Origin of the sequence: Paraburkholderia yinzeri (genome assembly GCF_046581065.1) — a bacterium.
In the GTDB taxonomy this organism is placed as follows: Bacteria; Pseudomonadota; Gammaproteobacteria; order Burkholderiales; family Burkholderiaceae; genus Paraburkholderia.
In genome coordinates this window covers 210,396-226,780 of the sequence record NZ_JBFOCJ010000003.1, presented here as the reverse complement: position 1 = coordinate 226,780, position 16,385 = coordinate 210,396, and the positions used below count along the sequence as shown (strand labels likewise).

Below are 16,385 nucleotides of genomic sequence, written 5' to 3'. Positions count from 1 at the left end.
TGCCTACAATGGCACGCAGGTCAAAGAGGTGTTAGACCAATACTCTTGATTCCTTGCACGATTCTTCGGCGCCGGCGCCTCATTGCCTGTCGAGCGTAGGCTGGCTCCAGAAACCAAGGTGCGAGCCTGCCGCTTCATCCTCGATGAGCGGGCCAACGACCTCGACAGGCCGTTGCCCGCGCGCGAAGACCTCGCGGCAGGGAAGCGAGAACGTCGGATTCTCGGCGTGGGCTCCGGTCAGCGCCAGCAGGCGGTGCTCGGAAAGCGCATAGACGACACGCCCGATGTTGCACCAGTAAATCGCGCCCGCGCACATGCAGCAAGGCTCGGCGCTCGTATAGAGCGTGCATCCGGCGAGTTGCGCCGGCGAAAGCGTGCGCGCCGCCTTCGCCGCGGCGACCAGTTCGGCATGCTGGGTAGGATCGCCCTCAGGCGGCATCGAGTTGTTTCCCGCGGACGCCACGATATGGCCGTGCTCGTCCGCCACGATCGCCGCGAACGGGTGGCGGCCGTTGCGTCGCGACTCGTTGGCGAGTTCAATGGCGGCGCGCAGCAGCGCCATGTCGCGTTCATCGAGGTTCGCGGATTCAAACGCCTTGTCTGTGTGCATGGGGTACCTTTCTAGTCCGCCAGCGACACCGTCTCGTGTTCGTCCGCCTCGAACCAGGCCGGATTGCGGGCGGCAATGGGTCCCAGCGTTACCAGGATCTCCCGCAGATGCTCCCGCATCGCGGTTTCCGCGGCATCCGGGTCATGAGAACGCAGCGCCGCCAGAATCTTTGCGTGCTGCTTGATGAGATGATCCAGCGGCGAATCGTCCGGCAGGCTCAGGTAACGAACCCGGTCCATCTGCGCCTTGATATCCTGAATCGCTTCCCAGGCGGCCCCGCAATCGATCGTCTGTGCAATCGTGCAGTGGAATGCTTCGTCCAGCGCGAGAAAGGCGGCCGTATCGTTTGCCTTCGCTGCGAGCCGCTGATCCCGAATGTTGTCCGCGAGCGCTTTCAACTGCACTTCGGTAACGCACTTCGCCGCTTTGCGCGCGACCGCCGCTTCGATCGCCTCGCGGATAAAGCGCCCTTCACGCACCCGGCGCGGCGAAATGCGCTTCACGAAAGTGCCCCGCTGCGGCAGAACCTGAAGCACCCCCGCCTCCACCAGTTTGATGAACGCTTCCCGAACCGGCTGGCGTGATACATGGAACATCCCGGAGACTTCTTTTTCCGAAAGTGGCGTGCCCGGCACCAGTTGACCGACGAAAATCGCCTGGCGAAGCGCGCGGTAAATCTGCCTGGTAATCGGTTCGGGCGATTCCAGCGATACTTGCGAGCGCAGGTCCGGCAACGTGGCGGCGCCGGAGTCATTGTCGCGGAGCCGACGGCGAACGCGTAGCGGCGCCGACCTGGCGAGCTGCGCGCCACCGTCTTCGGCCTGTATGGCGGCCGCGGATTCAGGGGTTTTCATCGTCGTTAAAGCGGTTTGAGAAAAGGCGCGTGGCATGCCGCTGCGCAACGGGCGACGCGGACATTCTCTGTTGCGACGCCGTGATGCTATACCACCATACTACTATGTTTCCTCATTGGCCCATTGCGTACGTCGCCGTCATGCGATGACCCAGGCTGCACCGCTCACGTCATTCACGCCGCTCGCGGCTGCCCTTCCCGACTGCCCTGCCGCTTAGGCTCCCGAACCCACACGAACGCAGCCAGCGCGCCGAGTACGGCAACCCCGCCCGCAAGCGCAAATGCAGCGCCGTACGCACCGTGCGTCGCTTCGATGATGAAGCCTGTCACCGCCGGCCCGATGACACCCGCCAGATTCGCCAGCAGATGCACAAAGCCGCCCACGCCGCCCACATTCTCGCGACGCACCGTATCCGCGATCACCGCCCAATAGACGGAGCCTGTGACATAGAGGAAGAAGATCGTCACGGACATCAGCGCGATAGCGCCCTGGGTCGTTTGCACGCGTCCCGCGAGGGCCACGCATACGGCGGCCATGCCGAGGCAAAACGACAGCACGAGGCGGCGCGACAACAGCGGCTTGCCGGTCAAGCGCAGAATCGCGTCCGTAACGAAACCGCCCGCCGCGAGACCGACGCTTCCCAGCAACCAGGGAATCACGGTGGCGAGGCTCATGTCGCGCAAGGACATGTGATGCGCTTCGGTGAGGTAGGTCGGAAACCACGAGAGAAAGAAGAACAGCACGTAGTTGTAAGCAAAAAACGCCACCGCGGTCGCGAGAATGATCGGCTGGCGCAGATAGAAACCCAGACCCGCTTTCTGTCCGTGCACGCCATGTTCCATCGACGCGGCCTGCTGCTGACCCGCGACGATCAGTTCGAGTTCGGCTTTCGCGACTCGCGGGTTTCCCTGCGGATGCTCGGTCGTGGTGAGCGTCCACAGCACCAGCCATGCGAGGCCGATCAGCATGATGGCGACAAACGCCCAGCGCCATCCGAACGCGATCGCCATATAACCGACCACGGGCCCCGCGACCGCGCCTCCAAGCGGCGTGCCCGAGCTGATCACACCAATCGCGCTCGCCACTTCGCGGCGCGGGAACCAGTTGTTCACCATCTTGCTGTTCGACGAGCTAAAAGGCCCTTCTCCGATGCCAAACAGCACGCGCAGCACGATCAGCGAAGCGAAGCTGCTCGCGAGCGCCGTCGCCCCGCAGAAGAGCGACCAGAGGCCCATTGCGCCGCCGAACACCTTTTTCGCGCCGATCTTGTCCGATAGCACGCCGCCGACGAAGTTGAACAGCGCATAGCCAATAAAGAAACTGCTGAACACCACGCCCATTTGCGCATGTGTGAAGTGCAGATCCTTCTGGATGAGCGGCGCCGCGATCGAAAGCGCGGCGCGGTCGAGATAGTTGACCACGCCCGCGAGAAACAGCAGACCTACGACGAACCATCGTTGGCTTTTGAACATGTTCAGTCTCCGATGTGCCACGTCTTGTTTATGCCGATCTGGCGGCTCGATGGCTTTGCGTGAATACCCAACCGTACTCTCAGTCGAATTGCAGATGCACCTTCATCGACTGACTGCGATCCTGCGCCACCTCGAACGCGCGGTTGGCTTCGGCGAGCGGAAACGAATGCGTCATCAACGGCCGCAGGTCGATGCGCTGCGATGCAATCTCGTCGGCGGCGATCGCGTATTCGTCCGTGAAGCGGAACGAACCTTGATAACGCAGTTCCTTCGCCATCACCAGATTGGCCGCAACGGGCGACTGGCCCGCAGGCAGGTTTCCAAGCTGGATCACCGTACCGCCCGCGCGCACCGCGCGCAATGCCGTATCGAGTCCCGCGGGACTGCCCGATGCCTCGATCACGACGTCGAAGGTGCCGCGTTCGCGCGCCCATGTGTCGATGCGCGCCTGGTCACTCGCGAGTACCGTCTCGTCGGCGCCCAGAGCGGCGGCCATCTGGAGTGCCCTGGGCGCCAGGTCGAGGGCAACGATGCGATGCGCGCCCGCTCGCCGTGCCGCCGCCAGCACGATGCAGCCGATTGGCCCGCACCCTACCAGCAGCAGGTTCGCGCCGACCAGCGAACCCGCCTGCTTCAATGCGTGCAACGCGACGGCAAGCGGTTCCGCCATCGAGGCTTGCGCGTAGTCCAGCGAATCGGGCACCGGCACGCATTGCCGTGCGGCCGCCGTGATGTATTGGCGGAACATCCCTTGCATATGCGGAAAGGTCGACGCGCTGCCCATGAAGCGCATATTCAGGCAGTGGTTCGGCATGCCCTTCAGGCAAAACCGGCACGTGCCGCAGTTCAGCCCGGGATTGACCGCCACGCGCTGGCCCACTTGCAGCCCGCTCACGCCTTCTCCCAGCGCGGCGATCTCGCCCGCCACCTCGTGACCGAGCACGAACGGCTCGTGCACCGCGAAGTCGCCACTCTTGCCTTTGAAGTAGTACGAAAGATCAGAGCCACAAATGCCGCCGGCGCGTACGCGGATCTGCACCTGGCCGGGAAGCGGCTGAGGCGCGTCCAGTTCGTCGATACGGAGTGTCTTCGCCTCATGGAGAACGGCTGCGAGCATGGTTGTGGTCCCTGGTTTTGCGGGGTTCGTGAAGAAGAAGATTGACGGGCATCCGCCGCGATTGCCTTTCAACGGCGCGCCGCGAAAGCGGGCGTGGCCTGCGTCCGAGCCGCGTTGGCGTCGCGCTGCGGCGCCGCCCAGTCATGAAGATCGGTGCCGAGGCGCGCAGGCGCGGTCTCCGGCAAAAGCAGCACGGAGATCGTCGATACGATGCCGGGCACCGCCACGTAAACGACCAGTCCGATCGAATCGCCGCCCGTCGCCTGGATGAGCTTCACGGCAACCAGCCCAAGCAGGCCGCTGCCGATCAGCGAGCCAATCTGCCAGATGAGCGCAATACCACTGCAGCGCACGCGCGCCGGAAAAAGCTCGGGAAAAAGCGACGCTTGCGGCGCGTAAGTGAGACTATGGCCGACCGTGATGGCCAGGATCATCACGATCTGGATCGCGAAGCGGCTGCCGCTGTCGATCGCATGAAAGAGCGGCCAGACGAGCAGCACCTGCAATACCGCGCCTGCGATGAAAGTGGCACGCCGCCCGATACGATCCGATAGCGCGCCCGCCAGCGGAATCGCAGCCAGTTCGAGCAATACCGCAACGATGATGGTCTGCAGCAACAGCGCGTCGGCAACACCGTGTGCGCGGCCGTACGCCAGCACGATCATCGTGTACATCGCAAACGTGCAGGCTTCGATCAGCTTCGCGCCCACGCCCTTCGCAATCGTCGCGCCGTATTGCCTCACCACTTCCACGACGGGTCGCGACTCGACGGCCTGGGTCGCGCGGATGGCCGCGAAAACAGGCGATTCTTCGGTACGCAAACGAATGTAGAGCCCCACCACGACGAGCACGATGCTGCCGAGGAACGGCAGACGCCAGCCCCAGTCCATCATTTGCTCATGCGTCAGCGTAGCGGCAAGCACGGCGAAGATGCCCGACGGAATCAGAAATCCCGCCGGCGCGCCCAATTGCACGAGGCTCGCGAAAAAGCCGCGCTCGCGCGGCGGCGCGTATTCCGCAGTGAGCAGCACCGCGCCCGCCTGCTCGCCCCCCACGCCGAAGCCTTGCAGCACGCGAATCGCGATGAGCGCAACGGGCGCCCAGATGCCTGCCTGCGAATAATCGGGCAGCAGGCCGATGGCGAAGGTGCCGAGCCCCACGATCAGAATGGTGACGATGAGCGCCGTCTTGCGGCCGACCCTGTCGCCGAAGTGGCCGAACACAATGCCGCCGATTGGCCTCGCGACGAAGCCCACCGCATAGGTCGCAAACGCGGCGAGCGTGCCGATCAGCGGATCGCTGCCCGGAAAGAACTTCGCGCCGAACACGAGAACAGCAGCCGTGCCGTAGACGAAGAAGTCGTAATACTCGGCCGCGGTCCCGATGGTCGATGCGGCGGCCACGCGCCGCAGCATTGCGTTGGTTTCTCTGTCTGCCATGTCTGTCTCCGGAATCTTGTGCTTTGCTGTGCGACACGCGGGCGTAGTCGCCCGCTCACCAGTTCCAGAGCGTACCGTCTTCGAGCCGCGCGACGGGCAGATACGCCGGGTCATACGGATATTTCGCGGCGAGCTTTTCGTCGATATCCACACCGTGCCCAGGCACCTCGCCCGGATGCATCATGCCGCGATCGAAGGTCCACGCATGCGGAAAGACTTCTAGCGCCTCCTTCGGGAAGCCCATGTACTCCTGCACGCCGAAGTTCGGCACCCAGAGGTCGAAGTGCAGCGCGGCGCCCATGCAGACCGGCGAAAGATCGGAGGGGCCGTGACAGCCGGTACGCACCTGGTAGAGCGAAGCAAAATCCGCGATGCGCTTCAGGTGCGTAATGCCTCCCGCGTGCGTCAGCGTCGCACGGATATAGTCGATCAGTTGCTCTTCGATCAGTTGCTTGCAATCCCAGATGCTGTTGAAGACCTCGCCTACCGCGATGGGCGTGACGGTATGTTCGCGAATCAGGCGGAAACCGGCCTGATTCTCGGCGGGGGTCGGGTCTTCCATCCAGAACAGACGGCAGGGCTCCACCGACTTGCCCAGACGCGCCGCCTCGATCGGCGTGAGGCGGTGGTGCACGTCGTGAAGCAGATGCGTATCGAAGCCGAACCGCTCGCGCACGGCCTCAAAAAGCTTCGGCACGAAATCCAGGTACTTTTCGGAAGACCAGCTCTGTTCCTCGACCGCTCCCTTGGTCGCCGGTTCGTACATGCCGTTGCCCTTCGCAACACCATACACCGACCGCATATTCGGCACACCGCATTGAATGCGGATCGCCTTGTAGCCCGCTTCGACATGTTCCGCGTAGCGATCGAGCGCTTCGGGAATGTCGCGGCCCGTCGCGTGACCGTAAACCATGACCCCATCGCGCGACGCGCCGCCGAGCAACTTGTACAGAGGCAGGTTGGCCGTCTTCGCAAGAATGTCCCAGAGCGCCATGTCGACTGCCGCGATGGCCGACATCGTGACAGGACCGCGCCGCCAATAAGCGCCTTTGTAGAGGAACTGCCAGGTGTCCTCGATACGCCCCGGATCCCGCCCGATCAGAAGCGGACAGACGTGATCCTTCAGATACGAAGCAACAGCGAGCTCGCGGCCATTGAGCGTTGCATCCCCGATGCCGTAGACGCCTTCGTCCGTCACCACCTTCAGCGTGACGAAGTTGCGGCCTGGGCAGGTGACGATGACATCGGCGCGAACGATCTTCATAGGGGATATCCTTGAGTGGGCAACTCGTTCAGCGCATACTACCATACCAGTATGTTGCAGGGTCAATCGCGGGTTTTCCCTCGCCCAGCTCGTCTACCGGATCGACCAATGACCGAAATATCAAGACTTTCCCGTCGCCATCAGGGTGCGTTGCGCTCCCATCTGCTCTCGCCGGAATGGCGTACGCCGGCCATAGGCATCGTGCATCTGGGCGTCGGCAACTTTCAGCGCGCACACGCGGCGCTCTACACGGAAGAAGCGATGCTGGCTCAGCCCGGCGATTGGGGTATTTGCGGCGTCACGCTGCAAGGCGACGTCAGCAAGCGCGACGCGCTGATGGCGCAGGACGGGCTGTACAGCGTCGTCGAGCGGGGGCCCGCCGGCATTCGGGTCACCGTCGCACGGGCGCTATGCGAAGTTCTCGCGATGCCCTTCGACCGCGCTCGGCTCTTCGAACGGCTGGCCGATGAACGCGTGCGCATCGTTTCGCTGACGGTCACGGAAAAAGGCTATTGCCGCGACCCGAAAACGGGCGATGCCGATTTCGCGCATGCCGGGGTTGCCCATGACCTTGCGCACCCGAACGAGCCGACAACGGTTCCCGGCATCCTGACCGCCGCGCTCAAGGCGCGGCGCGACGCGAATATCCCGCCTTTCACGGTCCTTTCCTGCGACAACCTCTCGCACAACGGCGCAGCGCTCAGGCAAGCCGTCTGTTCGTTCGCCCAAAAGCTCGACGCCCGCCTCGCGGCGTGGATCGAAGCGCACGTCGCCTTCCCGTCGACGATGGTCGACCGCATCGTGCCGGCCACGACCGACGCCGACCGGGAAGCCGCCTCCACCGCGCTCGGCCTGCGAGACGAAGCGCCGGTGCCGTGCGAGCCCTTTCGTCAATGGGTTATCGAGGACCGGTTTCCGGCGGGACGCCCCGCGTGGGAGGTTGCCGGCGCGCAACTGGTGGACGACGTCGCGCCGTTCGAGGTAGCGAAACTGCGCATGCTGAACGCAACGCACTCCGCGCTGGCCTACCTGTCCCTGCTTGCCGGCTTCGAAACGATTAGCGATGCCGTGGCCCACGCGCCGCTGAAGAAACTGATTCACGACATGATGACGCGCGAGATCGCACCCACCCTGGAGGTGCCGGCGTCGTTCGATCTCTTTGCTTACCGCGACGCACTGCTCGAACGTTACGCGAATCCCGCGCTCAGACACCGCTGCGCCCAGATCGCAATGGACGGCAGCCAGAAGATCCCGCCGCGCGTTCTTTCAACGATCGAGGCGCGCCTCAACGCGGGGCAATCCATCGAACGCCTGGCACTGGCAGTCGCGGCATGGTTCACGTTCCTGCGTGGACGCGCAGACAGCGGCGAACGCTACGCGATCAACGATCCGTTAGCCGACCGGTTATCGAAGATCGCTCTGGATGCGCGTGACGAAGCAGGTCTTGTCGACGCGATGCTCGCCGTTAGAGAGGTATTTCCCGCTTCGCTCGCGCATGAACCGGCACTGCGCGAATCGCTCTTGCGCGCCGGGCGTGCGTTGCGAAGCGGAGCACGCTCAGCCATCGACGACTATGCGCATTGCGAATGTTCGAAGCACCCCTAACCGTCAATCGACCGAATGACCCTCGCCGGATTCCCACCGACAAGCGTATTCGGGGGAACGTCCTTCGTGACCACCGATCCCGCCGCGACAACCGAGTTCTCGCCCACGGTGACGCCGCCGATAACGATCGCACCGGCGGCAATCCAGACGTTTCGCTCGATCACGATGGGCTTCGCGATGACACCATTGCGCCGCCGGGAGGGCTCGAGGGGATGGCCGGACGTGATGAGGCTCACGTTGGGCCCAATCATCACGTCGTCGGCAATATCGAGCCCGCCAAGGTCATAGAACGTGCAATTCTGATTGATGAAGACATTGCGCCCGACACGGATATCGACCCCGCCGGTCGTATAGAACGGTGGGATCAACGAAAAGCTGTCGTCCACCGGCTTGCCGATCAGATCGCTGAACAAGGCGCGGATTTCAGCGGCATCGTTGAATGTCAACCGGTTGAGCGCGGCGGTGAGCGTCATCGCTCGCTGGACGTTTGCTGACATTGCCGCCGATTCCGGCGTCCTCCTGGAAATTATCCTGGTGCGATCGTCATTTGCCATTCGCTACGCTCCTCCCGTTGCGGTGTCGTGGTTGCCAGTTGCGGCGGAAGCGGAGCGGTTCAGGCCGCTGGCCGGCGACAACGCCGCGCGCCTGCGCTGCAGGAACCGGCGCACGGCCGGATCGCGCGCCAGTCCGATCGCGAGATCATACGCGCCGAGGGCTTCGGCCCTCGTGCCGGCACGCGCAAGCAGATCCGCGCGCGCAACCCAGTATGGCTGGTAGTCGGCCCGAAAAAATTGCGGACGGCGTGAATACAATCAGCCCGATGTCGATGGATTGTGCGTTGCCGCACAGACTGCCGGCCGAAAAGATCATCGACTGGCATCGGCACCGCCGGGCGGCCCTCCCTCTTTTCACGCCGAACCGATTTCCTGGGCGCCTGTCATCCTCCCGACACCGGCGAGCGTCACCATCCCGTCACGAAATGGCGACCGGGCGGCAGTTTTACTGCGCGGCCTCGGCAACAAACCCCATGTTCCACGTCGCCTTGAACGGAGCATAGACCCGGACTGTGCGATATCCGCATAGCGCTGCGAGTCGCGCGGGCCGGTCATACGAGAATCGCCGATGTACCGGTAATCATCAGACGAGGAGCTTTCGGATGCAAGACATGGCGACTACAAACGACTTTCGGAAAGCCGCGATCAAGTCGGTTCAGGAGTACATCGACGAGCGGCCGATGTGGCCGGACGGCACGCGCCTTCCGTCGATCCCGATGACGGGGATGCAGTGGCGCATCTGGTCACTCGCCGCCGCCGGAAAGTTCTTTGAAGGCTTCGTCGTATTCATGACGGGCGTGGCGTTGCCGCTGATCTCGCGCGAGTTCGGCATCAGCGCGGCGCAGAACGGCTTCATCAGCGCAGCAAGCCTGTGCGGCATTCTCGTCGGCGCAGTGGGCCTCGGCGGCATGTCCGATCACTTCGGACGCAAACGCATGTTCATCGTCGAGATGATCATCTTCGTCGCGTTTCTCGTGCTGCTGGTGTTCTGCGCGAACTTCGTCTCGCTCGTGGTCTGCCTGTTCGGTCTGGGCGTGGCGCTCGGATGCGACTATCCCACGGCCCACATGATCATCTCCGAAAGCATTCCGAGCACGAGCCGGGGCAAGCTGGTGCTGGCCGCCTTCGCGTTTCAGGCCGTGGGCGCACTGGCGGGAACCGGGGTCGGCTTCCTGGTGCTCTCGATGGTGCCGACTCTCGACGCGTGGCGCTGGATGTACGGCACGGCGATTTTCCCCGCGCTGCTCGTCACCATCGGGCGCTTCTTCATTACCGAAAGCCCGAACTGGCTGCACGTACGCGGCGCGACCGACCGCGCGGAACTGGCCGCCCGTCGGCTGCTGGTTCGTTCTCCGCAATATCCGGCCGAGATCGTCCTCGCGCGCGAGTTCGTCGTGGTCGGCAAGGGCGAGCACGAGAAAGGCAGCTTCCTCGCGCTGTTCGAGCGGAAAAACCTGCGCGCGACCATCTTTGCCTCGGCGCCCTGGTTCCTGCAGGATCTGGGCACTTACGGCATCGGCATCTTCACGCCGACGATTCTCGCCACGGCGTTCGGCGCCAAACCCGATCACGTGCGCAGCATTGCCGACCTGATTCTCAACGATATCCTCGCCGCCAAAGGCGCCGCCCTCATCACGAGCCTGCTGATCATCGGCATCATCTTCGCCGTCGCGCTTGCGGACAAGTTTGGGCGTATCTGGCTGCAGGTCGTCGGCTTCGTTGGCTGCGCAGTCGGGTTGCTGATCGCGTCGCTCTCCGACGGCTTCGATGGCACGACCAAGACGGCGATGATTTTCGCGGGCTTCATGCTCTTCAACTTCATGACCAATCTCGGTCCGAACGCGCAAACCTATCTGCTGGCCGGCGAAGTCTTCCCCACCGCGATCCGCGGAACGGGTGCGGGCTTCGCCGCGGCGGTGGGCAAGATCGGCGCAGTGGCCACGGCCTTCCTGTTCCCGATTCTTCTCAGCAGCATCGGCACCGGTCCGCTTCTCTACATCCTCGTTGGTACGTCGATCCTGGGTGCGGTGGTCACCTGGATGTTCCGCATCGAAACCAATGGGGTCAATCTCGACCAGATCGGTCGCCAGTCGTAAGCAGTCCGTATGCGGCGCCCGATTCCCGATCCGGGAATCAGGCACGCGATTGAACCAATGGCTTCCCAACAAGGCGACGGAGATTCGCATGGCTTACCCGCGTAAGTGCCAGGCATTCTGGCTACGGTGGATCAGGTTTGCTGGACGGACGTTCGGCATGGCTGCGATCGCGATGCTGACCAGCGCGCCCGGCTTCGCACAGGAGACGACGCTCAGCGAGACGGGCTCGACCCTGCTCTATCCGCTCTTCACGACCTGGGTGACGCAGTACACCCGGTCGCATCCTGGCGTTCACATCAACACCGGCGCCACCGGTTCCGAGGCGGGAATCCAGCAGGTGATTGCGGGCAAGGTGAATATTGGCACTTCGGATGCCTATATGTCGGATGCCGACATCCGGCAGAATCCGCAGATCATCAACGTGCCGTTGGCAATCGCGGCCCAGACGGTCAATTACAACGTGCCGGGTCTGAACGCAACGCACCTGAAGCTGGATGGCCCGACGCTCGCGGGCATTTATTCGGGGGCCGTGCGCTCCTGGGATGCGCCGCAAATCGCGGCGCTCAACCCCGGCGTGACGCTGCCTCATCACGCGATCGTGCCGATCCGCCGCGCGGAAGGCTCCGGCGATACCTTCGTGTTCACGCAGTTCCTGACGTTCTCCACGCCTTCGTGGGAGAGCGATCACGGCTATGGCACGACGATCTCATGGCCCAGCGTGCCTGGCAGCTTGACGGCCGTGGGCAATGCCGGAATGGTGAAGACGATCCAGTCGACCGACTATTCGATTGGTTACGTTGGCGTGAGCTATAGCGACAGCATTGCTCAGGCGAAGATCGGCACGGCGGCGCTGAAAAACGGCGCCGGCGAGTTTGTCTTGCCGACCCAGGCGACGATCATGGCCGGCGCGGCTTCGCTTGGCGCGCGCACGCCGGCGGACGAGCGCCTGACGCTGGTGTTCGCGCCCGCCAGCGGTTCGTACCCGCTCGTGAACTACGAGTACGCGGTGGTCTCCACCAGGCAGCCCGACCCGGCCACCGCCGCCGCGATTCGCCGCTTCCTGCTCTGGACGATCGTGCCGTCGGAAGACAACGAAGCTTGGCTGACCTCGGCGCACTTCATTCCCTTGCCGCCGCATACCTGGGAATTGAGCCAGGCGCAGATCCAGTCGATCAAATAGCGGTTAAATCGCGTGCGCGGCGCGGCTCGTCAAGCGCCTGCCGCCGCCGCGCGCTCGATCTCCACGATATCGATCTTTCTCATCTGCATCATCGCTTCCATGGCCCGCTTCGCCGCGCCAACGTCGGCCCCGTTGACGAGTTCGAGCAGCCGCGCCGGCGTGATCTGCCACGAGAATCCCCAGCGATCCTTGCACCAGCCGCAGGCCGATTCCTCGCCGCCACGGCCAACAATCGCGTTCCAATACCGGTCGGTCTCTTCCTGGCTATTCGTCAGGACCATGAAGCTGACCGCCTCGCTGGCCTTGAAGTTGGGCCCGCCATTCAGTCCTACGAAGCGTCTGCCTAGCACGGTGAACTCGACGGTCAACTCGGGCCCGTGCCCAATGCCCGGTATCGGGGAGACGTGACCTGCATCGACATGGCTATCGGGAAAAGTGGCGGCATAAAATTCCGCCGCTTCGCGGGCTTTACCTTGATCGAACCACAGGCAGGTGACAAGCTCGGCCATCGCAATCTCCTTTTGAAAGCACGCGCCGTCGGCTGGCATCAGCCGGTTGGCCCGGACCGCGGCGCACTCGAAAGGGCCGCTCTGACTTCCTCCATCAGCGCGCCTTTCTCCAACTCGGAATTCACGGGAAAGCGCGCAAATTCCGGACCGGTTCTCACGTCCGCATAGAGCCCGCCAACGTCCTCGTGAAAATGCAGGAACGGTTTCGATTTCCAGTAGAATACGCCTCTCGAACGCTCCTTCAATTCGGAGCATTCACGCAACGCGCCAAGCAAGCTCTCCAGGCGGCCGAGTGCATCCCAACCCGCATGTTTCACCGTTTCCCGCTCCCATGGAACAACATCGCCCTTGCTTCGCAACCGCTCACGGATTGTGGACGATTCCGGCGGCGGTGTCGAATGGCCCATCCGCCCGGATCCGACTGACCCGACTGACCCGACTGGCCCGGATTCCCCGGAAGCCCACCCACGCCCCGCCGCTCTCGACAGCGTGCAGCCGGCCCGCTAAGCTCCCAGCATCAGTCGTCTCCCCCATGCCAACCAAAACGAAAAGGACGGTGGACGTTCATGAAAGCATGTGGTCCGGCAGGCTCCATTCCGGCTGCGCGTTTCGCGCCGTGGCGCGTGCTCATCCGCGCATGGCTGCTCGCGCTGGCTGCGCTCCTCGCCCCTCACGCGCACGCCCAGTCATCGGCCTCAGCGGTACGGGTCAGCACCTTCGTCATCGCTCCGTTCGTCATGCAGCAGAACGGCCAGCTCACGGGTTTCTCCATCGACCTGTGGACCGAGATCGCCACGCGACTGCATCTGCAGACGCATTACGACGTGACGCCGAACGTGAACGCGCTATTCCAGACGCTGCGCGCGGACAAAGCGGATATCGCCGTGTCCGGGCTGTTCTATAGCGTGGAGCGCGACCGGGAGTTCGACTTCTCCTATCCGATCATGGAGGCCGGCCTGCGCGTGATGGTGCGCGATACAGGCGAAGCGGAGGAAGTCACGCCGCTGCGCAGCCTCGGCACGTTGCTCGTTTCGCGCACGACGCTGCTGTGGTTCGCCGCGGCAATGGCGCTGACCGTGCTCGCCGCGCACGTGGTCTGGTTCGTCGACTGTCTGCACGCGCGCAAGCGCGGCGAGCGGGAGCCCTACTTCCCCAACATCTTCCGCGCCATCTACTGGTCCGGTTCCACGCTGCTCACGCAGGCCGACGAGCCGCGCCGCCTGTGGATCTCGCGCGGGATGGCACTGATCTGGATGTTCGTCGGAATCGTGTTCGTCGCGTCGTACACCGCGGAACTCACGTCGAACCTGACCGTGCAGCACATTCGCGGCGCGATCAACGGGCCCAACGATCTCGTGGGCAAGAACGTCGCCACGCTGGCCGGGAGCTCGGCCGTACCCTGGCTGCACGACCACGGCGCGCAGGTGGTCGAGTACGCGCGCAACCGCGATGTGTACGAGGCGCTGGCGAAGGACGAAGTCGATGCCGTCGTGCTCGGCTCGGCCGGGCTCAGCTATGTCGCGACCCACGAGGGCAAAGGCCTTTTCAAGCTGGTGGGGCCCGAGTTCAACCAGAACGACGTGGGCTTCGTCTTCCCGGTCGACAGCGCGCTGCGCAGGCGCGTGGACGCGGCCCTCCTCGCCATGCGCGAGGACGGGACCTGGCAGCGGATTTACAACAAGTGGTTCGGGACGGAGGACTGACGCCTGGCCGGGCCGCGCGATGACCTACGCGCGGCCCGGCCGCTATCGGGCGGCAAATCAGGCGGCAGCGAAATAACTGCGCTGTTCCAGATCGGCCAGCAGCGACGGCTGCACCGGCTGCCAGCCCAGGCGCGCGCGGGTCCGCTCGCTGGAGCTCGGGCAATCGACGCACGCGAACCGTGCGAACCAGCCGAAATGGCCCCCGGCTTCCTCCGGCGAAATCGCGACCACGGGAACGTTCAGGCCCCGCCCGATCGCCTCCGTGATCTGTCTGAACGGCACCCCTTCTTCGGCGACGGAGTGGAACGGGCCGCCTTCGGCGCCGTGCTCCAGCGCGAGCCGGTAAAGCCGCGCCGCGTCAAAACGGTGGGCGGCAGGCCAGCGGTTCTGCCCGTCGCCCACATAAGCGGCGACGCCTTTCTCGCGGGCAATCGCGATCAATCGCGGGACGAAGCCGTGATCGCCGATGCCGTGCGTGGTGGGCGAGAGCCGGATCGCGGCCACGCGCACGCCGCGCGAAGCAAAAGCGCCGGCAATCCGCTCGGGGTTGCGCGGAAACGCGGGCAAAGACACGTGGGGTCCGTCGTCCTCCGTCGAGACACGGCCCGGCGCGAGCAGCGCGACGCCCGAGGACACGAGGAAAGGGCGCCCCGAGCCTTCGAGCGCACCGCCGATGGCTTCGATGGCGAGCCGTTCCTGTTCGGAGTTCTGCACGAGCTTCGAAAAGTCGTGATTGAACGCGGTGTGGATCACGCCCTCGCTCCGCGCGGCGCCGTCTCGAAGCACATCGAGATCGTCGAGCGACCCGCGCTGAACCTCGGCGCCCGCCGCTGCCAGCGCACGCGCGCTCTCTTCCGAACGCGCAAGACCGAGCACGCTATGGCCCGCCGCAATCAGATCCTTGACGACCGCCGCCCCCACCCAGCCCGTGGCACCCGTTACGAATACACGCATGATGAAGTCCTCCAGGGTTTATGTGCGACTAATATCGATGCACGTCTTATCGTGGTAAAGTAGTGACGTTATCGTGTTATAAAAAGTAACAGGATGAGCGAACCCAATGGCAGTCCCCATCTGCTTGGCGACTTTCTGAAAGACCGCCGCACGAAGCTGGATCCCGCGGCATTCGGCCTGACGTCGCAGCGGCGGCGCACACCCGGCCTGCGCCGCGAGGAAGTCGCCCAGCGGGCCAGCATCAGCGCGGCGTGGTACACGTGGCTCGAGCAGGGCCGCGGCGGCGCGCCGTCTGCCGACGTGCTGGACCGCATCGCTCACGCCTTGATGCTCACGAACGTCGAGCGCGAGCATCTCTTCCTGCTCGGCCTCGGTCATCCGCCCGAGGCCCGCTACCGCAGCAACGAAGGCGTGACGCCGCGGCTGCAGCGCGTGCTCGATACGATGCACCCCTGCCCCGCGTTGATCCGCACGGCAATCTGGGACGTGGTGGCCTGGAACCGGGCCGCGACGGTCATGCTCATGGACTATGGCGCGGTCGCGCCCGCGCAGCGTAACGTGCTGCGCAACATGTTCCTCAATCCGGGTGCCCGCGCCATTCAATACGACTGGGAGAGTGTCGCGCGATTCGTGGTGGGCGCGTTCCGCGTGGACGTGGCCCGTGCGGGCGCCGCGACGGCCGTGAGCGAACTCGTCGACGAACTCTGCCATGCGAGCCCCGAGTTCGAGGCCATGTGGCGCGAGAATACGGTCCCCGTCCCGCATGAAGGCGTCAAGCACATCCGCCATCCTGTGTTCGGTCCTTTCTCGTTCGAGCATTCGGCGTTTGCCGTGGACGGGCGGCCGGACCTCACGATGGTGGTGTACAACCCCGCCACGCCGGCCGACGCCGCCAAAATCAGCGCCGTGATGAACACGGAACCCGTTCCCGAGCAGTCCTGAACGAAGTGCACCGCGCGCCCGGAAGATATCGGGCGCATGACGCAGCGGCCGACCGTCGAACCCGCGAGCGGCCGCGTGAGCCTATG

At 64.1% G+C, this 16,385-nt stretch carries 15 protein-coding genes and 1 pseudogene; 5 read left to right on the top strand and 11 right to left on the bottom strand.

Annotation, left to right across the window (positions count from 1 at the left end):
• Window positions 1-79: 79 nt before the first annotated feature.
• The 6 genes from WJ542_RS27815 to manD form a co-directional block, all read right to left on the bottom strand.
• Window positions 80-610 (bottom strand): nucleoside deaminase, encoded by a 531-nt coding sequence (locus WJ542_RS27815; RefSeq protein WP_411192783.1) that lies wholly within the window; start codon window positions 608-610, stop codon window positions 80-82.
• A gap of 11 nt (window positions 611-621) precedes the next feature.
• On the bottom strand, window positions 622-1,464 hold the full coding sequence (locus WJ542_RS27810) for a GntR family transcriptional regulator (protein ID WP_411192782.1): 843 nt from the start codon (window positions 1,462-1,464) through the stop codon (window positions 622-624).
• A gap of 173 nt (window positions 1,465-1,637) precedes the next feature.
• Window positions 1,638-2,936 carry an MFS transporter gene (locus tag WJ542_RS27805; protein WP_411192781.1) on the bottom strand — a complete coding sequence of 433 codons (1,299 nt, stop codon included), beginning with the start codon at window positions 2,934-2,936 and terminating at the stop codon, window positions 1,638-1,640.
• A gap of 79 nt (window positions 2,937-3,015) precedes the next feature.
• Window positions 3,016-4,053 (bottom strand): L-idonate 5-dehydrogenase, encoded by a 1,038-nt coding sequence (locus WJ542_RS27800; RefSeq protein WP_411192780.1) that lies wholly within the window; start codon window positions 4,051-4,053, stop codon window positions 3,016-3,018.
• 68 nt (window positions 4,054-4,121) lie between these two features.
• Window positions 4,122-5,492, bottom strand: a complete 1,371-nt coding sequence (locus WJ542_RS27795; protein ID WP_411192779.1) for an MFS transporter — start codon at window positions 5,490-5,492, stop codon at window positions 4,122-4,124.
• A 55-nt stretch (window positions 5,493-5,547) separates the two neighbouring features.
• Entirely contained in the window at window positions 5,548-6,756 is a 1,209-nt protein-coding gene (gene manD / locus WJ542_RS27790; protein ID WP_411192778.1) for a D-mannonate dehydratase ManD, read from the bottom strand.
• Between the two features lie 108 nt (window positions 6,757-6,864).
• Between manD and WJ542_RS27785 the strand changes: the two genes are divergently transcribed.
• On the top strand, window positions 6,865-8,361 hold the full coding sequence (locus WJ542_RS27785; protein WP_411192777.1) for a mannitol dehydrogenase family protein: 1,497 nt from the start codon (window positions 6,865-6,867) through the stop codon (window positions 8,359-8,361).
• Here the strand turns inward: WJ542_RS27785 and WJ542_RS27780 are convergent.
• Together WJ542_RS27780 and WJ542_RS27775 are read right to left on the bottom strand one after the other, a co-directional pair.
• Window positions 8,358-8,915 (bottom strand): sugar O-acetyltransferase, encoded by a 558-nt coding sequence (locus WJ542_RS27780; RefSeq protein WP_411192776.1) that lies wholly within the window; start codon window positions 8,913-8,915, stop codon window positions 8,358-8,360. The genes WJ542_RS27785 and WJ542_RS27780 overlap by 4 nt on opposite strands.
• 3 nt (window positions 8,916-8,918) lie before the next feature.
• Window positions 8,919-9,143: pseudogene (locus tag WJ542_RS27775) on the bottom strand (hypothetical protein); the annotation flags it as partial.
• Between the two features lie 383 nt (window positions 9,144-9,526).
• Here WJ542_RS27775 and WJ542_RS27770 point away from each other — a divergent pair.
• Window positions 9,527-11,011: an MFS transporter gene (locus tag WJ542_RS27770; protein WP_411192775.1), complete on the top strand. Its 1,485-nt coding sequence runs from the start codon at window positions 9,527-9,529 to the stop codon at window positions 11,009-11,011.
• A 157-nt stretch (window positions 11,012-11,168) separates the two neighbouring features.
• A complete protein-coding gene (pstS, locus tag WJ542_RS27765; RefSeq protein ID WP_411192774.1) occupies window positions 11,169-12,191 on the top strand; it encodes a phosphate ABC transporter substrate-binding protein PstS in 1,023 nt (340 codons plus the stop codon).
• Between the two features lie 29 nt (window positions 12,192-12,220).
• Here the strand turns inward: pstS and WJ542_RS27760 are convergent, their stop codons facing one another.
• Together WJ542_RS27760 and WJ542_RS27755 are read right to left on the bottom strand one after the other, a co-directional pair.
• Window positions 12,221-12,700: a VOC family protein gene (locus WJ542_RS27760; RefSeq protein WP_411192773.1), complete on the bottom strand. Its 480-nt coding sequence runs from the start codon at window positions 12,698-12,700 to the stop codon at window positions 12,221-12,223.
• A 38-nt stretch (window positions 12,701-12,738) separates the two neighbouring features.
• Entirely contained in the window at window positions 12,739-13,107 is a 369-nt protein-coding gene (locus WJ542_RS27755) for a hypothetical protein (protein ID WP_411192772.1), read from the bottom strand.
• Between the two features lie 159 nt (window positions 13,108-13,266).
• Here WJ542_RS27755 and WJ542_RS27750 point away from each other — a divergent pair, with 159 nt between their 5' ends.
• The gene (locus WJ542_RS27750; protein WP_411192771.1) at window positions 13,267-14,403 is read left to right on the top strand and encodes a transporter substrate-binding domain-containing protein; all 1,137 of its coding nucleotides are present in this window, start codon (window positions 13,267-13,269) and stop codon (window positions 14,401-14,403) included.
• Window positions 14,404-14,460: 57 nt separating this feature from the next.
• Here the strand turns inward: WJ542_RS27750 and WJ542_RS27745 are convergent, their stop codons facing one another.
• On the bottom strand, window positions 14,461-15,357 hold the full coding sequence (locus WJ542_RS27745) for an SDR family oxidoreductase (protein WP_411192770.1): 897 nt from the start codon (window positions 15,355-15,357) through the stop codon (window positions 14,461-14,463).
• Between the two features lie 93 nt (window positions 15,358-15,450).
• Here WJ542_RS27745 and WJ542_RS27740 point away from each other — a divergent pair, with 93 nt between their 5' ends.
• Window positions 15,451-16,299: a helix-turn-helix transcriptional regulator gene (locus WJ542_RS27740; RefSeq protein WP_411192769.1), complete on the top strand. Its 849-nt coding sequence runs from the start codon at window positions 15,451-15,453 to the stop codon at window positions 16,297-16,299.
• Window positions 16,300-16,385 lie beyond the last annotated feature (86 nt).